This is a genomic window from Acidovorax sp. 99 (assembly GCF_003096455.1).
In the GTDB taxonomy this organism is placed as follows: domain Bacteria; phylum Pseudomonadota; class Gammaproteobacteria; order Burkholderiales; family Burkholderiaceae_C; genus Acidovorax; species Acidovorax delafieldii.
The window spans coordinates 4,161,747-4,176,934 of sequence record NZ_QEKU01000001.1 but is presented as its reverse complement, the minus strand read 5'-3'; the positions used below and the strand labels follow the sequence as shown (position 1 = coordinate 4,176,934).

Below are 15,188 nucleotides of genomic sequence, written 5' to 3'. Positions count from 1 at the left end.
GGCTGCCGCGCTGGTCTTCATGAAGCCCGAACGGTTACGCGCGCCGCCTTCGAGCGCGCATGTACAAGCATGGGAGCTGAAGATCATGTCTGCTTTTTCACTGACGGTAGGCATCGACGTGGCCAAGGCCCACGTGGATGTCTGTGTGCTGGGCGCCGACAGCGGTGCGCAGCGGTTTTCCAATGACCCCGATGGACACTCGGCACTGGCGGCCAGTTTGTTGCCCTTGGGGGTTGACCTGGTGGTCATGGAGGCTACCGGTGGCTATGAGGCTGCCCTGGCCTGTGCGTTGCAAGCCTCGGGCCTGCCTGTGGCCGTGCTGAACCCGCGCCAGGCGCGTGACTTTGCCAGGAGCATGGGCCGTCTGGCAAAGACCGATGCCGTGGATGCGCGCATGCTGGCCGAGATGGCAGCGGTGTTGGTGCGCCGCGAGGATTTGGCGCGCTTTCTGCGCCCTGTGGCCGATGAGTGTCAGCAGTGGCTGGCGGCTTTGGTCACGCGCCGCCGTCAGTTGCTGGCCATGCTGGGCAGCGAACGCCAGCGTCTGCAGATCACGCCCACAAAACTGCACCCCAGCATCGAGGCCATCATTGCCGCCATCAAGGCCCAACTCCATGATCTGGAGGCACAGATGGTGGGCCATGTGCGCGAGCACTTCAGCGAACTCGACGGGTTGCTGCAATCGACCAACGGCATAGGTCCTGTGGCCAGCGCAACGCTGATTGCCCAGTTGCCTGAACTGGGTCGGCTCAATCGCCGCGAGATAGCGGCTTTGGTGGGCGTGGCCCCTATGTCCAACGACTCGGGCAACCGTAAAGGCAGGCGCAGGGTGCAGGGCGGGCGTTTTGAAATTCGGCGTGCGCTGTACATGGCGACCCTGACCGCCACGCGCTACAACCCCGTCATCCGGGCGTTCTACGAGCGCCTCAAAGCCGCAGGCAAACTGCCCAAGGTAGCCTTGGTCGCTTGCATGCGCAAGCTGCTGACCATGCTCAACGCCATGGTCAGAACCGGGAAACCTTGGGATGCTTCGCTTCATCGCGCTTGACTTTGAAGACGGTTACTCAGGGGGGTGCCCTTTGCTACACCAGCACGTCAGCGTGGACGTGGGCCGCGAAGCGCGCAGGGTCGGTGCCGGGCTTGAGCACGCCCACCAGCTTGAAGTCGCGGGCATAGAACTCGATCTCCTGCCGCAGCGCCGTGCCCACCGGGTGGCTGCGGTGCGTGAGCGTGCCCAGCACGGCGCGCAGGTCCTCCTGCGGCACCTTGGAATACGGGCTGAAGATGCGCGCCGTTTCGTTGGGGTTGTCGGCCACAAAGTCCGACGCCTCGATGATGGCGCGGGTCAGCGCGGCTGCCGTGCCCTTGTCGTTGCGCACCATGGCGCCGCTCACGCCCAGCACGCAGCAGGTCTTGGCCGCGTATTCGCCCGACAGGTTGGACGCCAGGTCCACCAGGCCCTTGGTGCGGCGCTGGATCAGCAGCAGGTTGGGGTCGCCATCGGCAATGGCCTGGGCCTCGCCTTTTTCCACCGCCAGGCCCAGCATGTCGCCGGGGAACTGGCGCCAGGTCACGTCCTTTTCGGGGTTCAGCCCGGCCTTGGTCAGCAGCACCGAAAAGAAGTTCTTGCCGGGGCTGTTGAGGTCCGACACCGCAATGGTCTTGCCCTTGAGCTTTTGCAGGCTGGTCACGCCCGCGGCCTCGTAGCCCACCAGGCGCGAGCAACCGCCGTGCGAGCTGCCCACCAACTTCACGTCAAAGCCCGACTCCAGCGGCTTGATCCAGCGGTGCACCATACCCAGGCCCGCGTCGGCCTTGGAGGTGGCGATGGTCTCCAGCAACTGGTCGGTGGAGCCCGCAAAGTTGATCAGCTCGACCTTGAGACCATGTTTTTCAAAAATGCCGCGCTCGATGGCGACCGGCGCGGCCGACAGGCAGATGGCGTTGGCGTTCCACGCCAGCTTCACTTCGCGCAGCTTGCCGGCGGCCAGCACGTGGCTGCCCACCACACTCGACGCCCCCACCACGCTGGCCGCGCCCGCTGTCTGCAACAGCTGCCGGCGCGTCCAGCGCCCTCCCACCCCACCTTGGTTTTGAAGCTTGCTCATGTTGTGCCCTTTTGGTTGTCAAATCCTGATCGGCGCTGCGATTGCCCGTGAATTCCTGTGGATGCCTGCGAGCCGGTCCGCACCGCCGTTACGATGGATTGGCATTGAACTGAAAGACGCCTCGCAACAGAACGAAGAAAAACAGGGATGCATATGCAAAACACGCAACACACGGGCAGCCCGGGCGCTGGTGCAATACCGGGCATGAGTGCATTGCCCAACCCATCGACCCCACCCACGTCCCCCTCCGCCCCCCACACCGCCCGCCTGCGCCACTTTGTGCAGCAGCTGGCCGCGCTGGTGGAGCAGCGCCTGCCCGAGCCCGACACCCTGGCCCAGGGCGCCACGCTGCTGGGCGCGCTGGTGGCCCATGACGACTGGCTGCCCGACACCTATGCCCAGCCCCACCCCGAGCGCTACCAGCAGTACCTGCTGCATGCCGATGCGCTGGGGCGCTTTTCGGTCGTGAGTTTTGTGTGGGGCCCCGGCCAGGCCACGCCCATTCATGACCACACCGTGTGGGGCTTGATCGGCATGCTGCGCGGCGCCGAGGATTCGCAGGCCTATACCCGCACGCCCGACGGCCGCTGGGCACCGCAGGGCGCGCCCGTGCGGCTGCAGCCGGGCCAGGTGGAGACCGTCTCGCCCAACGACCCTGCCATAGGCGATGTGCACCGCGTAAGCAACGCGTGGGAGGGCCACACCTCCATCAGCATCCACGTGTACGGCGCCAACATTGGCGCGGTGCAGCGCAGCGTGTACCTGGAGGACGGCACGCGCAAGCCATTCATCTCGGGCTACAGCAACGGCACCCTGCCCAACCTCTGGGACCTGTCCAAAAACCCTGCACCGGCTGCCTGAAGCCGATCCGACCCAACACCAAGACCATGACCGCTCCCGCCCTGCCCCAGACTTCGTTCCACCAGGTTCGCGAGGCCCTGCTCGCCCGCCAGGAAATCGCCTTGCTCGACGTGCGCGAGGAAGACCCGTTTGCCCAGAGCCACCCGCTGTTCGCCGCCAACCTGCCCGCCGGCAAGATCGAGCTGGAGGCGTGGACGCGCATTCCGCGCCGCGACACCTTCATCGTGGTGTACGACAACGGCGAAGGCCTGGCCGAGCCCGCCGCGCGCAAGCTGCAGCAGCTGGGCTACACGCAGGTGACGCTGCTGGCCGGTGGCCTGCAGGGCTGGCGCGATGCGGGCGGCGAGCTGTTCATCGACGTGAACGTGCCCAGCAAATCGTTTGGCGAGCTGGTGGAGGCCGAGCGCCACACGCCCTCGCTGGCGGCCGAAGAGGTGCAGGCGCTCATCGACGCCCAGGCCGATGTCGTGGTGCTGGATGCGCGCCGGTATGACGAGTACCACACCATGAACATCCCCACCGGCGTGAGCGTGCCCGGCGCGGAGCTGGTGCTGCGCGCGCAGGCACTGGCGCCCAACCCGGCCACGCAGATCATCGTGAACTGCGCGGGCCGCACGCGCAGCATCATCGGCACGCAGTCGCTGGTGAACGCGGGCATCCCCAACCCGGTGGCGGCCTTGCGCAACGGCACCATCGGCTGGCTGCTGGCCGGCCAGACGCTGGAGCGCGGCGCCACCCGCCGCTTTGACCCCGCCGTGCATGCCGACCGCGAGCGCGCGCCCCAGCAGGCACGCAGCGTGGCCGACCGTGCGGGCGTGCAGCGCGCCACCCGCGCCGACCTGACGCGCTTTGCGGCCGAGGCGCAGCGCACCACCTACCTGCTGGATGTGCGCACGCCCGAAGAATTTGCCGCAGGCCACCTGCCCGGCTTTCGCAACACGCCCGGCGGCCAGCTGGTGCAGGAGACCGACCACACCGCCGCCGTGCGTGGCGCGCGCATCGTGCTGGTGGATGACGACGGCGTGCGCGCGAACATGAGCGCATCGTGGCTGGCGCAGATGGGCTGGGACGTGTGGGTGCTGGACGACGCGCCCGCCGCCGACTTCAGCGAGACCGGCGCCGTGGCCAACACCGTGCCCGAGCCCGAAGGCCCCATCGCCTGGGTCACGCCCGCGCAACTGGCGGCCTGGCTGAACGAAGAAAGCAAAGAGCGCCCCGGCCACACCGCCGTGCTGGACCTGACCACCAGCGCCAACTACGTGCAGCGCCACATCCCCGGCGCGTGGTTCGTGATCCGCTCGCAACTGGCGCAGGCCGTGGCCAGCATTCCCAAGGCGCAGCGTTATGTGTTGACCTGTGGCAGCAGCCTGCTGGCACGCTATGCCGCGCAGGACCTGGCTCGCCTGACGGGTGGTGCCGAGGTGGTGGTGCTGGAGGGTGGCACGCTGGCCTGGATTGCCCAGGGCCTGCCGCTGGAGCATGGCGAGACGCGCCTGGCCTCGCCACGCATCGACCGCTACCGCCGCCCGTACGAAGGCACCGACAGCCCGCGCGAGGCGATGCAGGCCTACCTGGACTGGGAGTTCGGGCTGGTGGAACAACTGGGGCGCGACGGCACCCACGGGTTCCGGGTGATCTGATTTACTATCGATTTAATAGCTGCCAGCGCATGATTCACTAGCGCTACCGGCTGATTTCTCTATAAACCCACTCCGGGGCGCCCCCAGGGCGCTCACAACGCCCCGTACCGCCACGACACGTTCATCGCCAGCACCTCGCACTGCGCCAAGGTGCGCAGGCCGGGCTGGCCCGGCTGGTGAAAGGCATCGATGGGCTGGGTGATGGGCTCAAAGCAGAACGCCGGGCCCTGTGGCGGGCGGTACACCAGGCAGTAGTGGTGGGCCGCGCCGCCGTCCTTGTCAAAGTCCGGCATGTGGGCGGTGAGGCGCAGCCCGCGCTCGGGCCAGTCGATCTGCGCGGTGCCGCCCCAGCCGGTGTAGGCGTTGTCGATCAGGCCGCCATGTGCGGGGGCGCCTGCATTCAAGTCCCAGCCAGGCGGAAACTGCTGCGTGTGCTCCGTGGGCAAAGGGTCGTCGCCGCACAGCCACACGCCTTGCACCGGCGCCTTGATGCGCGTGCGGGGCGTGCGCGGAAACCAGGGGTGCAGGCCCAGGCCGTAGGGCAGCGGCTGCTCGCCCAGGTGCCGCACCTGCACCGACTGGTCCAGGCCGCCCTCCACCAGGCGGAAGGTCTGCACGCATTCGTACTCGTAGGGGTTGCCGTCAAAGCGCTCGGAGCGCAGCTGCATCTGCAACGTGCCGGGCGCGGGCTGGGTCAGCTGCCAGGGCTGCAGCCACCCGTCGCCGTGGATGGGGTACGGCTCGCCCACGCGGTTGGGACGCATGGGGTGGAACTGCCCCGCATGCTCAAACCCGCCGCCGCTGACGCGGTTGGACCAGGGCACCATGGCAAAGGATGCAAGCTGGTACAGGTCGGGCGTGGCTCCATCCCACGGCCGCCACAGGTCGATGCGCGCATCAGCCTCTTGCGGGTCGTCGATCTGCCAGGCTGCCACGCTGCCGCCCAGTGTGGGCACCAGGCCCAGGTGCTGCCCCGCGTGGTGCAGCCAGACGATGGGGTGGGATGAAGAGGCCTCGGTCATGGGCGGTGTGCTTTCTGCGGGATGGAGAAAAAAGGAGGCGGAGCCATGGGCCTCGCTGCTGCGCGCGGGGCCGGCATCAGCCGCCAAACAGATGCGCGGGCAGTCCGGGCGTGGTGACGTCCACGGCAAACAGCGCACCGGCCAGCGGCTCGGCCGCGAGCTGCTCGGGCGCGAGGCCGGTGCGGGCCGAGGTGATGTACAGCGTGCACAGGTCCGCACCGCCAAAGGCGCAGTTGGTGACCTGGCTCACGGGCAGCGGGATACGGGCCAGCTCGTCGGCCGTGTCGGCGTCGTGGCAGGTGACGCAGCCGCCACCCCAGTGCGCCACCCACAGGCGGCCCTGCGCATCGGTGGTCATGCCGTCGGGCACGCCGTCAGCCGCGGGCCAGCGCTTCCACAAGGTCTTGTCGCTCACGATGCCGGTGGCCGGGTCGCAGCGGTAGCGATAGGTGGTGCCCTGCACCGTGTCGTTGAAAAACATGGCCGGGCCTTGCGCGGTGGTGGCCCAGGTGGGGCCGTTGGTCACGGCAAAACCATCGTCGTGCCGCACGCAGTGGCCGCTGGCGGTGTAGGTGTAGAGCGCGCCCGTGGGAGCCTCGCACGCAAAGTCCATGCTGCCACCCCAGAAGCGGCCCTGGGCGTCGCACTTGCCGTCGTTGAATCGGTTGCCTGTGCGCTCTGGCTCGGGCTGGTGCAGGTAGCGCGGGGCGATGTCAGCAGCGGGGTCGAACAGTGCAAAGCCCCGGCGCAGGGTGACGATGAAGCCGGGGGCGTTGGTGCGCTCGGCAATGGCAGAAATCTCTTCGTCAAACGTCCAGCGCTGGTGGGCGCTGGTGGCCGGGTCCCAGCGGTGCAGCTCGCGCTGCAGGATGTCCACCCAGTACACGGCCTGCTCGCGCACCGACCACATCACCCCCTCACCCAGTGCGTTGCCCAGTGTGACCACGCAGCGCACGGCGCCGGTTGTTGTGGGAGCAGAGGCGGACGCGCCGCTGGACGGTGGGATGGGGGTATCCAGCGAAGGGCGCACGTTGGTTGTCTCCGGTCGTTTTTTTGCATCGGCCTGCCACCAGGCACTTGACGAGCGGCATCTTATCAACGCCAATTGATGCTTGAAATGAATTTTTTTGCCATTGATTGATTGCAATATTGATATGACACAGCTTTTTACCCCCTCCTCTTCCTCGACCGACGCCACCGGCGCCCCCCAGGGCCTGGCGAAATTCCCCAGCCTGCAAGGCCGCGCCGTGTTTGTGACTGGCGGCGGCAGCGGCATTGGCGCGGCCATCGTGGCGGCGTTTGCCGAACAAGGTGCCCGCGTGGCGTTTGTGGACGTGGCGCGCAACGCCAGCGAAGCCCTGGCCCAGCACATTGCCGACGCAGGCCTGCCCCGCCCCTGGTGGCGTGTGTGTGATGTGCGCGATGTGAACGCCCTGCAGGCCTGCGTGGCCGAAGCGGCGGCCGAGCTGGGCAGCGACTTTGCAGTGCTGGTGAACAACGTGGCCAGCGATGACCGGCACACGCTCGAATCCGTGACCCCCGAGTACTACGACGAGCGCATGGCCATCAACGAGCGCCCCGCCTTCTTTGCCATCCAGGCCGTGGTGCCCGGCATGCGCAGGCTGGGCGCGGGCTCGGTGATCAACCTGGGCTCCACGGGCTGGCAGGGCAAGGGCACGGGCTACCCCTGCTATGCCATTGCGAAGTCGTCGGTGAACGGCCTCACGCGCGGGCTGGCCAAGACGCTGGGGCAGGACCGGATCCGCATCAACACGGTGTCGCCGGGGTGGGTGATGACGGAGCGGCAGATCAAGCTGTGGCTAGATGCCGAGGGCGAGAAGGAGCTGGCGCGCAACCAGTGTTTGCCGGACAAGCTGCGGCCGCATGACATTGCGCGGATGGTGTTGTTTTTGGCGTCGGACGATGCGGCGATGTGTACGGCGCAGGAGTTCAAGGTGGATGCGGGGTGGGTTTGATTTTTTGAAGTCTTTTTGGGCTCTGGCGCTTATCCATTAAGCGCTGGTAGCTATTGTTTTTGTATTTTCTGGTGATCTACGAGCGTTCGAGCTGATCCTGTATGAGCCGGCGCGCGCTGGTTTGAGAGGCATGCTTGGATTCAGGGCGGAGGCCGGGAGTCGCCCGGCGTGCGAGTAACTTTCTTTCGCTTGCTCGACAAGAAAGTCACCAAAGAAAGGGCGGCCCTACTGTCTGCGACCCCTTCGCTTCGCTACGGGGCAACCTGGGGTGCTCGGTCACGGGGTGCACCGCAGAACTCGCTGCGCGCCTGCGGCGCTTCGCTCGAACAACTGCGGTGAGTCAGTTCACGAAGCATGCGTGTCCTTCGGCACACATGCCACCCCGCGCCCTGCGCGCCCCAGGCGCATCCAGAAGGGAACCCGGGGAGCGGACATCCACACGGGCCATTGCTTCGCTGCGCTACGCTCGGCCCCGTCTCGCGGGCGCAAGCGCCACGCGCTGCGCAGGCCAGGCCGAGCGCAGCGATGGCCCGAGGGCTGTTCGGTTGTTCGGTTGTTCGGTTGTTCGGTTGTTCGGCTGTCCCACCCCTGCTGGCTGCGCCTGCGGCGGGGCGGTTGCGGGGTGGCACGCGCGTCGGAGCGCGCGTGCTTCGTGCTCTGACTCGCCGTGGCTGTCCGAGCGGCGCGCGCAGCGCAAAGCGAGTTCCACGGCGCACCCCGCAACCGACACGACGCAGGTCTGCCCCGAAGCGCAGCGCAGGGGTCGCAGACTGGGGGTCGCCTTTTCTTTGGTGACTTTCTTTTGGCGAAGCAAAAGAAAGTTACTCGCTCGCCGGGCGACTCCCGGCCTCCGCCTTAGAACCAGACACGCAGCGAGATGTGCAACCCATACCCAACGCAACAATCAAAAAAGCACTACAAAATCAATAGCTACCAGCCCATATCCCCCTAGCGTATCCAGCCAACAACAACCTAAACCATCAATCCCCCACCTCCAACCTCCGCCCATACTGCACCAGACTCGTCTGCTTCAACGCCTTCATCATCACCTTCGCCGCCGGCGACAGCAGCCGGTCCGACCGCGTGATGATTCCGAACGCATCCATATGGCACGGCATCGCCAGCGGCAACACCGTCACGATCCCATGCGCCGCGTAATAGCGCGCCACATCCTCCGCCACCACCGCAATCATGTCGCTCTGCTGCAGCATGCGCGTGATGAACAACAGCGCCGATGTCTCCACCGTGTGCAGCGGCGGCGCCAGCCCGTCCTGCTGGAACATCAGGTCAAACCGGTGCCGCAACACGCTGCCCGCTGGCGGCACGATCCAGCTGGCCGACACCACGTCGCGCAGCGTCAACCCGGTCATGCTCGACAGCGGGTGGCCCGGGCGCGTCATGGCGCAGACCAGCTCCTCCGTCAGCGACTCATAGCGCAGGTTCTCCTTGTCGTGCTCCTCGTAGAGGCGGCCCACCACGATGTCGAGCTTGCCCTGCTCCAGCCGCTCCAGCAGCACGGGGCTGGTTTCGATGTCCAGCGAAATGCGCAGGCTGGGGTGCTCCTGCTTGACCTGCGCCACGGCGGCGGGCAGCAGACTCAGGCCGGGTGAAGTGATGGCGCCGATACCCACCTGGCCGTAGTGCCCGCGCTTGAGCGCACCGATCTCGTCGTGCGCCTGGTTCAGGTTGGCCAGGGCCATGCGCGCGTGGCGGATCATCGTTTCGCCGTACCAGGTGGGGCGCATGCCACGCGGCAGGCGGTCAAACAGCGACACCTCCAGCACATCCTCCAGGTCCTTGAGCAGCTTGGAGGCGGCCGGCTGGGTCATGCTGAGCACCTGGGCGGCGCGGTGGATGTTGCCCTCTTCGGCCAGGGCCACCAGCAGCAGCAGTTGGCGCGTCTTGAGGCGGGCGCGGATGAACCAGTGGTTGTAGGTGCTCATGAATGGGAGGACGGGAAAAAAAGGGAGGGGTTTTCCAGAATGCAAAGAACGATATGTATTTTGTCTAAAAAACGATTGGATTGATATCGAAACCTTCCATAGACTTCGCCGCAACTGCAACAAAGGCCTCTCTCCATGAAGCTCGGCGACCTCCAGCTCAGCCCCCGGCACCTGATCAACGGCCGGTGGGAAATCGGCACCACCACCGGCATCAGCACCAACCCGTCGGACACCCGCGAGGTGGTGGCCGAATACGCCCGCGCCGACCGCAACCAGACCGAGTTGGCCGTGCGCGCCGCGGCCGACGCGCTGCCCACCTGGAGCCAAAGCACGCCCCAACGCCGCGCCGACGTGCTGGACATGATCGGCAGCGAGCTGCTGGCACGCAAGGACGAGCTGGGCGCACTGCTGGCGCGTGAAGAAGGCAAGACGCTGCCCGAAGGCATCGCCGAAGTGGCACGCAGCGGGCAGATCTTCAAGTTTTTTGCGGGCGAGGCGCTGCGCATCCAGGGCGAGCTGCTGGCCTCTGTGCGCCAGGGCGTGCAGGTGGACGTGACCCGTGAGCCCGTGGGCGTGGTGGGCATCATCGCGCCGTGGAACTTCCCGTTCGCCATCCCGGCCTGGAAGATCGCCCCTGCCCTGGCCTACGGCAACACCGTGGTGTTCAAGCCCGCCGAGCTGGTGCCCGCCTGTGGCTGGGCGCTGGCCGAAATCATCAGCCGCAGCGGCCTGCCCGCCGGTGCCTTCAACCTCGTCATGGGCAGCGGCCGCGAGGTGGGCCAGACGCTGGTGGATCACCCGCTGGTCAATGCGCTGAGCTTTACCGGCTCTGTTTCCACAGGCGACCGCATCTTGCGCGCGGCCTCAGCACGGCGCGCCAAGGTGCAGCTGGAGATGGGCGGCAAGAACCCGCTCATCGTGCTGGCCGACGCCGACCTGGACCAGGCGGTGGACTGCGCGCTGCAGGGCTCGTATTTCTCCACCGGCCAGCGCTGCACCGCATCGAGCCGTCTCATCGTCGAGGCCGAGGTGCACGACGCCTTTGTGGCGCGCCTGCGCAACCGGCTGGCCAGCCTGAAGGTGGGCCACGCGCTGGAGCGCGGCACCGAGATGGGCCCGGTGGTGGATGACAACCAGCTGGCACAAAACCTGGATTACATCGACATTGCGAAGAGCGAGGGAGCGGAGCATGTCTGGGGTGGCGAGCGCCTGGAGCGCCCCACCCCAGGCCATTACATGAGCCCAGCCCTCTTCCTGGCCCGCCCCGAGCACCGCGTGGCGCGCGAGGAAATCTTTGGCCCCGTGGCCTGCGTGCTGCGGGCCGACGACTACGAGCACGCACTGGCCTTGGCCAACGACACGCCCTTTGGCCTGTGTGCGGGCATCTGCACCACGTCGCTCAAGCGCGCCATGCACTTCAAGCGCCACGCCGCCGTGGGCATGACCATGGTGAACCTGCCCACGGCGGGTGTGGACTTCCATGTGCCTTTTGGTGGCCGCAAGGAATCCAGCTACGGCGCCCGCGAGCAGGGGCGCTACGCCGCTGAGTTCTACACCACCGTCAAGACGGGCTACATGCTGGCTTGAGCCCTGCCCTTTTCGAGCGTTCCTTCTTTCCATCCCGCAACCATCGTCAACCAACCATTACAGACAGGAGACAAGATGATGAAAATGAACCGCCGCACCGTTGCTGCCGCCTTGGCCAGCGTGCCCGTGGCCGCCTTGCTGCCCGGCACTGCCTGGGCGCAAAAGCCCCTCGTGCTGGGCTTCAGCCAGGTGGGGGCCGAGAGCGAATGGCGCACCGCCAACACCGAGTCCATCAAGTCGGCCGCCAAGGAGGCGGGCATCGAACTGAAGTTCTCGGACGCGCAGCAAAAGCAGGAGAACCAGATCAAGGCCATCCGCTCGTTCATCGCGCAGAAGGTGGACGTGATTGCGTTCTCGCCCGTGGTGGAGTCTGGCTGGGAGCCCGTGCTGCGCGAGGCCAAGGCCGCCAAGATCCCCGTGGTGCTGACCGACCGCGCAGTGAACACCAAGGACACATCGCTGTACGTGACTTTCATGGGCTCGGACTTTGTGGAAGAAGGCCGCAAGGCCGGCCGCTGGCTCGTGGAGAAGATGAAGGACCAGAAGGGCGAGGTCAACATCGTCGAGCTGCAAGGCACTGTGGGCTCCGCCCCTGCCATCGACCGCAAGAAGGGCTTTGAAGAAGTCATCAAGGCCGACCCCAAGTTCAAGATCATCCGCAGCCAGACCGGCGACTTCACCCGTGCCAAGGGCAAGGAAGTGATGGAGGCCTTCCTGAAGGCCGAGGGCAAGAAGATCAATGTGCTGTACGCGCACAACGACGACATGGCGATTGGCGCCATCCAGGCCATCGAAGAGGCCGGCATGAAGCCCGCCAAGGACATCGTCATCATCTCCATCGACGCAGTGAAGGGCGCGTTCGAAGCCATGATCGCCGGCAAGCTCAACGTGAGCGTGGAGTGCAGCCCCCTGCTGGGCCCGCAGCTGATGAGCGCTGTGAAGGACATCAAGGCAGGCAAGGCCGTGCCCAAGCGCATCGTGACCGAAGAAGGCATCTTTCCGATGGAAGTGGCGGCGAAGGAAATGCCGAACAGGAAGTATTAACCCCCTGAGGCGCTGCGCGCCTTCCCCCTTTCTCTCGCATCGCTGCGCGATGCGGGAAGGGGGACGCCACCAGTGCGGCGGGGCGGCCCTTGCACGGTGGCACTGGCATTAAACCGTGCCAGTTGCGACGGCCTGCGGCGGACTTCAGGCGTCTATCAAAAAAACAAATTCACACCAGGAGACAGACTCAAATGAAGCGTGCAATTTTCAAGGCCGTGTTGGCCACCGTGACACTGGCTGCCGTCGGAGCCACGTCCGTGGCATCGGCCCAGGACAAGGGCACCATCGGCATCTCGATGCCCACCAAGTCCTCGGCGCGCTGGATTGCCGATGGCGACAACATGGTCAAGGTGCTCAAGGACCGGGGCTACAAGACCGACCTGCAGTACGCCGAAGACGACATCCCCAACCAGCTCGCGCAGATAGAGAACATGATCACCAAGGGTGCCAAGGTGCTGGTGATCGCGTCGATTGACGGCACCACGCTGTCCAAGGCGCTGCAAAACGCGGCCGACAAGGGCGTGAAGGTCATTGCCTACGACCGTCTCATCAAGGGCTCGAAGAACGTGGACTACTACGCCACGTTCGACAACTTCCAAGTGGGTGTGCTGCAGGCCACCTCCATCGTGGACAAGCTGGGTCTCAAGCAAGGCAAGGGCCCGTTCAACATTGAACTGTTCGGCGGCTCGCCGGACGACAACAACGCCTTCTTCTTCTACGACGGCGCCATGAGCGTGCTGCAGCCCTACATCGACAGTGGCAAGCTGGTGGTGCGCAGCAAGCAGACCGGCATGAACAAGGTGGGCACGCTGCGCTGGGATGGCTCGGTGGCCCAGGCGCGCATGGACAACCTGCTGTCGGCCTACTACGGCAAGGACAAGGTGCATGCGGTGCTGTCGCCCTATGACGGCATCTCCATCGGCATCCTGTCCTCCCTCAAGGGCGTGGGCTACTGCACCGCCCAGCAGCCCTGCCCCGTGGTCAGCGGCCAAGACGCAGAGGTGCCTTCCATCAAGTCCATCCTCAAGGGCGAGCAGTCTTCCACCGTGTTCAAGGACACCCGCGAGCTGGCCAAGGTGGCCGCCAACATGGTGGACGCCGTGCTGACGGGCAAGCAGCCCGAGATCAACGACACCAAGACCTACAACAACGGCGTGAAGGTGGTGCCCTCGTACCTGCTCAAGCCCGTGTCGGTGGACGTATCCAACTGGAACACGGTGCTGGTGGGCAGTGGCTACTACAAGGAGTCCCAAATCAAGTGAGCGCGAGCGGCTTCTGCATGTAGAGCCGCCGCCTGCGAATGCTGCTGGGGCAGCGCAGGCGGCGTGCAACCGGGATGGGGCCAGAGGCCCCGCCAACAGACTGAGAGACCATGCTTCTTGAAATGCGGAACATCCGCAAAACCTTCCCTGGCGTGGTGGCGCTGAACCAGGTCAACCTGCAGGTGCAGGCCGGGGAGATCCATGCCATCGTCGGCGAAAACGGGGCGGGCAAATCCACGCTGATGAAGGTGCTGTCGGGTGTGTACCCACACGGCAGCTACAGCGGCCAGATCCTGTTCGACGGGCAGGAGCGCGAGTTTGCGGGCATCCGCGACAGCGAGCACCTGGGCATCATCATCATTCACCAGGAGCTGGCGCTGGTGCCGCTGCTGTCGATTGCCGAGAACATCTTCCTTGGCAACGAAACCGCGCGGCACGGCGTCATCGACTGGATGGCTGCGCACAGCCGCGCCCAAGCGCTGCTGCACAAGGTGGGCCTGCGCGAGTCGCCCGACACACCGGTGGGCCAGCTGGGTGTGGGCAAGCAGCAGCTGGTGGAAATTGCCAAGGCGCTGTCGCGCAAGGTGCGCCTGCTGATCCTGGACGAGCCCACCGCCAGCCTGAACGAAAACGACAGCCAGGCCCTGTTGGACCTGCTCCTGGAGCTGAAAGCCCAGGGCATCACTTGCATCCTGATCTCGCACAAGCTCAATGAAATCTCGCGCGTGGCCGATGCCATCACCGTGCTGCGAGACGGCAGCACCGTGCAGATGCTGGACTGCCGCGAAGGCCCGGTGAGCGAAGACCGCGTGATCCAGGCCATGGTGGGCCGCGAGATGAGCGACCGCTACCCCCAGCGTCAGCCGCAAGTGGGTGACATTGTTTTTGAGGTGCGCAACTGGCGCGCCCACCACCCGCAGCGCAGCGACCGCGAGCACCTCAAGGGGATCGACCTGAACGTGCGGCGCGGCGAGATTGTGGGCATTGCGGGCCTGATGGGAGCAGGCCGCACCGAGCTGGCCATGAGCATCTTCGGCCGCTCTTGGGGCCAGCGCATCAGCGGCGAAGTGCGGCTGCACGGGCAGCCCATCGATGTGAGCACAGTGGAAAAGGCCGTGCGCCATGGCCTGGCCTATGTGACCGAAGACCGCAAGGGCAATGGCCTGGTGCTGAACGAAGACATCCAGTTCAACACCTCGCTGGCCAACCTGCCGGGCGTGTCGTTCGCCAGCGTGATCGACAGCGGCCAGGAACACCGCGTGGCACAGGACTACCGCGAGAAGCTGCGCATCCGCTGCTCGGGCGTGGACCAGAAGACGCTGAACCTGTCGGGCGGCAACCAGCAAAAAGTGGTGCTGAGCAAATGGCTGTTCACCAGCCCCGAAGTGCTCATCCTCGACGAGCCCACGCGCGGCATCGACGTGGGCGCCAAGTACGAGATCTACACCCTCATCGCCCAGCTGGCGGCCGAGGGCAAATGCGTGATCGTGATCTCCTCCGAAATGCCCGAGCTGCTGGGCGTCACGGACCGCATCTATGTGATGAACGAAGGCCGCTTTGTGGCCGAGATGCCAACTTCAGATGCCTCGCAAGAAAAGATCGTGCGAGCCATCGTGAGTACCCCCCCTGAGGCGCTTCGCGCCATCCCCCCCAAGGGGGACGCCGCCAGTGCGGCGGGGCGGCCCTTGCACGGTGGCCGCGCGTAGCTGCAGCGCCCCTCTTCAGCGCCTGATGAACCGCACAAC

At 65.8% G+C, this 15,188-nt stretch carries 12 protein-coding genes; 8 read left to right on the top strand and 4 right to left on the bottom strand.

Features of this window, described 5'->3' with window-relative positions; translation table 11 throughout:
* The first annotated feature begins 85 nt into the window (after positions 1–85).
* Positions 86–1,048: an IS110 family transposase gene (locus C8C95_RS19270; protein ID WP_116749627.1), complete on the top strand. Its 963-nt coding sequence runs from the start codon at positions 86–88 to the stop codon at positions 1,046–1,048.
* A gap of 34 nt (positions 1,049–1,082) precedes the next feature.
* Here C8C95_RS19270 and C8C95_RS19265 read toward each other — a convergent pair whose 3' ends face one another.
* A complete protein-coding gene (locus C8C95_RS19265) occupies positions 1,083–2,108 on the bottom strand; it encodes an ABC transporter substrate-binding protein (protein ID WP_116749626.1) in 1,026 nt (341 codons plus the stop codon).
* Positions 2,109–2,312: 204 nt separating this feature from the next.
* Here C8C95_RS19265 and C8C95_RS19260 point away from each other — a divergent pair, with 204 nt between their 5' ends.
* Entirely contained in the window at positions 2,313–2,969 is a 657-nt protein-coding gene (locus C8C95_RS19260; protein ID WP_243415724.1) for a cysteine dioxygenase, read from the top strand.
* A gap of 26 nt (positions 2,970–2,995) precedes the next feature.
* Positions 2,996–4,609: a rhodanese-related sulfurtransferase gene (locus C8C95_RS19255; RefSeq protein ID WP_116749625.1), complete on the top strand. Its 1,614-nt coding sequence runs from the start codon at positions 2,996–2,998 to the stop codon at positions 4,607–4,609.
* A gap of 92 nt (positions 4,610–4,701) precedes the next feature.
* Here C8C95_RS19255 and C8C95_RS19250 read toward each other — a convergent pair whose 3' ends face one another.
* Both C8C95_RS19250 and C8C95_RS19245 read right to left on the bottom strand, forming a co-directional pair.
* Positions 4,702–5,631 (bottom strand): aldose 1-epimerase, encoded by a 930-nt coding sequence (locus C8C95_RS19250; RefSeq protein ID WP_116750364.1) that lies wholly within the window; start codon positions 5,629–5,631, stop codon positions 4,702–4,704.
* A gap of 76 nt (positions 5,632–5,707) precedes the next feature.
* Positions 5,708–6,661 (bottom strand): SMP-30/gluconolactonase/LRE family protein, encoded by a 954-nt coding sequence (locus tag C8C95_RS19245; RefSeq protein ID WP_116749624.1) that lies wholly within the window; start codon positions 6,659–6,661, stop codon positions 5,708–5,710.
* Positions 6,662–6,785: 124 nt separating this feature from the next.
* Between C8C95_RS19245 and C8C95_RS19240 the strand changes: the two genes are divergently transcribed.
* Positions 6,786–7,607 (top strand): SDR family oxidoreductase, encoded by an 822-nt coding sequence (locus C8C95_RS19240; protein ID WP_055401789.1) that lies wholly within the window; start codon positions 6,786–6,788, stop codon positions 7,605–7,607.
* A gap of 980 nt (positions 7,608–8,587) precedes the next feature.
* On the opposite strand, the gene C8C95_RS19235 is transcribed toward C8C95_RS19240, so the two are convergent.
* A complete protein-coding gene (locus C8C95_RS19235) occupies positions 8,588–9,550 on the bottom strand; it encodes a LysR substrate-binding domain-containing protein (RefSeq protein ID WP_056067548.1) in 963 nt (320 codons plus the stop codon).
* Between the two features lie 135 nt (positions 9,551–9,685).
* Between C8C95_RS19235 and C8C95_RS19230 the strand changes: the two genes are divergently transcribed.
* The 4 genes from C8C95_RS19230 (at position 9,686) to mmsA (ending at position 15,149) form a co-directional block, all read left to right on the top strand.
* Positions 9,686–11,137 (top strand): aldehyde dehydrogenase family protein, encoded by a 1,452-nt coding sequence (locus C8C95_RS19230; RefSeq protein ID WP_116749623.1) that lies wholly within the window; start codon positions 9,686–9,688, stop codon positions 11,135–11,137.
* 78 nt (positions 11,138–11,215) lie between these two features.
* Positions 11,216–12,181 carry an ABC transporter substrate-binding protein gene (locus tag C8C95_RS19225; RefSeq protein WP_116750363.1) on the top strand — a complete coding sequence of 322 codons (966 nt, stop codon included), beginning with the start codon at positions 11,216–11,218 and terminating at the stop codon, positions 12,179–12,181.
* A gap of 191 nt (positions 12,182–12,372) precedes the next feature.
* Complete coding sequence (gene chvE, locus C8C95_RS19220; protein WP_116749622.1) at positions 12,373–13,443, top strand: multiple monosaccharide ABC transporter substrate-binding protein; 1,071 nt, start codon at positions 12,373–12,375, stop codon at positions 13,441–13,443.
* 110 nt (positions 13,444–13,553) lie between these two features.
* A complete protein-coding gene (mmsA, locus tag C8C95_RS19215) occupies positions 13,554–15,149 on the top strand; it encodes a multiple monosaccharide ABC transporter ATP-binding protein (protein WP_116749621.1) in 1,596 nt (531 codons plus the stop codon).
* Positions 15,150–15,188: the final 39 nt, after the last annotated feature.

Coding starts and splice junctions, on each gene's coding strand:
- C8C95_RS19270 (WP_116749627.1), top strand. CDS start 86: ATGTCTGCTTTTTCACTGACGGTAGGCATCGACGTGGCCAAGGCCCAC.
- C8C95_RS19265 (WP_116749626.1), bottom strand. CDS start 2,108: ATGAGCAAGCTTCAAAACCAAGGTGGGGTGGGAGGGCGCTGGACGCGC.
- C8C95_RS19260 (WP_243415724.1), top strand. CDS start 2,313: ATGAGTGCATTGCCCAACCCATCGACCCCACCCACGTCCCCCTCCGCC.
- C8C95_RS19255 (WP_116749625.1), top strand. CDS start 2,996: ATGACCGCTCCCGCCCTGCCCCAGACTTCGTTCCACCAGGTTCGCGAG.
- C8C95_RS19250 (WP_116750364.1), bottom strand. CDS start 5,631: ATGACCGAGGCCTCTTCATCCCACCCCATCGTCTGGCTGCACCACGCG.
- C8C95_RS19240 (WP_055401789.1), top strand. CDS start 6,786: ATGACACAGCTTTTTACCCCCTCCTCTTCCTCGACCGACGCCACCGGC.
- C8C95_RS19235 (WP_056067548.1), bottom strand. CDS start 9,550: ATGAGCACCTACAACCACTGGTTCATCCGCGCCCGCCTCAAGACGCGC.
- C8C95_RS19230 (WP_116749623.1), top strand. CDS start 9,686: ATGAAGCTCGGCGACCTCCAGCTCAGCCCCCGGCACCTGATCAACGGC.
- C8C95_RS19225 (WP_116750363.1), top strand. CDS start 11,216: ATGAAAATGAACCGCCGCACCGTTGCTGCCGCCTTGGCCAGCGTGCCC.
- chvE (WP_116749622.1), top strand. CDS start 12,373: ATGAAGCGTGCAATTTTCAAGGCCGTGTTGGCCACCGTGACACTGGCT.
- mmsA (WP_116749621.1), top strand. CDS start 13,554: ATGCTTCTTGAAATGCGGAACATCCGCAAAACCTTCCCTGGCGTGGTG.